Genomic DNA, 2791 nt, shown 5'->3' with positions numbered 1-2791 from the left:
ACGCCGCCCTGCTCGACCTGGTGCGCCGCAGGGCCGCCGCCGCGCTCGGCCACACCGACCCGGCCGCCGTCGCCGTCGGCCGGGCCTTCCGCGAGATGGGCTTCGACTCGCTGACCGCGGTCGAACTGCGCAACGCCCTCACCGCCGAGACCGGCATCACCCTGCCCAGCACCCTCGTCTTCGACCACCCCACGCCGCTCGCCGTCGCCGCCCGCCTGCGGGACGAGCTGTACGGGGCCGAGCGGGAGCGGCAGGAAGCCCCGGTGCGGGCGACCGACACCGACCCCGTCGTCATCGTCGGCATGGGATGCCGTCTGCCCGGCGGCATCGACGGCCCGGACCAGCTGTGGGATCTCCTCGCGGCCGGCGGTGACGCCGTCGGCGCCTTCCCCGAGGACCGCGGCTGGGACCTGACCGGCCTGCTGGAGGCCAGCGACACCCGGTCCGGGGGCTTCCTGGCGCGGGCGTCCGCGTTCGACGCCGCGTTCTTCGGGATCAGCCCCCGTGAGGCCCAGGCCCTCGACCCGCAGCAGCGGCTCGTCCTGGAGACCTCCTGGGAGGCTTTGGAGCACTCCGGGATCGCCCCCACCGCGCTGAAGGGCTCCCGCACCGGCGTCTTCGTCGGAGCCGGCAGCTCCGGCTACGCGACCGGTCTGACCGAGATTCCCGAGGGGCTCGGGGGACATCTGCTGACCGGTCAGGCGGGCAGCGTGATCTCCGGCCGTATCGCCTACTCCCTCGGCCTGGAAGGCCCGGCCGTCACCGTCGACACCGCCTGTTCGTCCTCCCTGGTGGCCCTGCACCTGGCCGCGCAGTCGCTGCGCGGCGGCGAGTGCGACCTGGCGCTCGTGGGCGGCGTCACCGTCATGGCGGACCCGGGCGCCTTCGTCGAGTTCAGCCTCCAGGGCGGCCTCGCGCCCGACGGCCGCTGCAAGGCGTTCTCCGACGACGCCGACGGCACCGGCTGGGCCGAGGGCGTCGGCGTACTCGTCGTGGAGCGGCTCTCCGACGCCCGCCGAGCCGGTCACCGCGTGCTGGCCGTGGTGGAGGGCACGGCCGTCAACCAGGACGGCGCCTCCAACGGCCTGACCGCCCCCAACGGCCCCTCCCAGCAACGTGTCATCCGGCAGGCGCTGGCCTTCGCCGGGCTCTCCCCCCGGGACGTCGACGTCGTGGAGGCGCACGGCACCGGCACCACGCTCGGCGACCCCGTCGAGGCACAGGCGCTGCTGGCGGCGTACGGCCAGGAGCGGCCCGAGGACCGGCCACTGTGGCTCGGCTCGGTCAAGTCCAACCTGGGGCACACCCAGGCCGCGGCCGGAGCCGTCGGCATCATCAAGATGATCCTCGCCCTGCGCAACGACACCCTGCCGCGCACCCTGCACGCCGGGCAGCCCTCGTCCCGAGTCGACTGGGACAGCGGGCGGATCCGACTGCTGCACGAAGCCGTCGCCTGGCCCGCCGGCGAGAGCATCCGCCGCGCCGGGGTCTCCGCGTTCGGCGTCTCCGGCACCAACGCCCACGTCATCCTCGCCGAACCGCCCGCGACGCCGGACGCGTCCACCACGCCCACCCCCGGACGCGGGGACACCGACACCGACCGCACCGCCCTGCCCTGGCTGCTCGCCGCGCGCAGCGCGCCCGCCCTGCGCGACCAAGCCGGCCGGCTCCTCGCCCACCTCGAACAGCACAGCGGCCTGGACGCCGCCGACGTCGCGCACGCTCTCGCGTTCACCCGCGCCCCGCTGGAGCACCGCACCGCCGTCACCGGCACCGGCCGCGACGCCCTGCTGGCCGGACTCCGCGCGCTCGCCGACGGCCGGACACACCCCGCCGTCGTCACCGGAAACACCCTCACCACGGGCGGGACCGCGTTCCTGTTCGCCGGCCAGGGCACCCAGCGTCCCGGCATGGGCCACGGCCTGTACCAGGCGTTCCCCGCGTACGCCGACGCCTTCGACGCCGTCTGCGGCCACTTCGACGGACTGCTGCCGCGCCCGCTCGCCGAGGTCGTGCACGGGGACGACGCCGACACCCTGAACCGCACCGAGTACGCCCAGCCCGCCCTGTTCGCCGCCGAGGTCGCCCTCTTCCGGCTCCTGGAGTCGTTCGGGGTGCGCCCCACCCACCTCCTCGGGCACTCCGTCGGCGAGATCGCCGCCGCCCACGCGGCCGGGGTGCTCACCCTGCCCGACGCCTGCCGCCTGGTCGCCGCCCGCGGCCGGCTCATGCAGACGCTGCCCGAGGGCGGCGCGATGATCGCCCTTCAGGCAGCCGAGGACGAAGTGCTGCCGCTGCTCGCCGGACGCGAGGACGTCCTCGGCGTGGCCGCCGTCAACGGCCCCCGCTCCGTGGTCGTCTCCGGTGACGAGGACGCCGCGCTCGCGGTCGCCGCGCACTTCGCCGCACAGGGCCGCAAGACCACCCGCCTGCGGGTCAGCCACGCCTTCCACTCCCCGCGCATGGACGCCATGCTCGACGACTTCCGGGCCGTCGCCGCCGCCGTCGCGTACGCCGAGCCGCGCATCCCGGTCGTCTCCGACCTCACCGGCCGCCTCGCCGAACCCGGCGACCTCACCGACCCGGAATACTGGGTACGGCACGTGCGGCACGCCGTACGGTTCGCCGACGGCGTCACCGCCCTGGAGGAACGCGGCGTCGTCCGCCTCCTCGAACTCGGCCCCGACACCACCCTGACCGCCCTCGCCCAGGGCGGCTGGCAGGGCACCGCCCCGCTCGCCGTGCCCGCCCTGCGCGACGACCGCGACGAGGCGGAGACGCTGCTGGCCGC

Annotated in this window: 1 protein-coding gene; it reads left to right on the top strand. The window is 75.6% G+C overall.

The window, feature by feature from the left end; all coding sequences use genetic code 11:
• Window positions 1-2791: type I polyketide synthase (locus tag AWZ10_RS30770; RefSeq protein ID WP_159058398.1), on the top strand; the 2791-nt coding region annotated here is incomplete at both ends.

Origin of the sequence: Streptomyces europaeiscabiei, from assembly GCF_001550375.1 — a bacterium.
Taxonomy (GTDB): domain Bacteria; phylum Actinomycetota; class Actinomycetes; order Streptomycetales; family Streptomycetaceae; genus Streptomyces; species Streptomyces europaeiscabiei.
The sequence above is the reverse complement of the archived record's forward strand: the minus strand, read 5'-3'. Positions and strand labels throughout refer to the sequence as shown.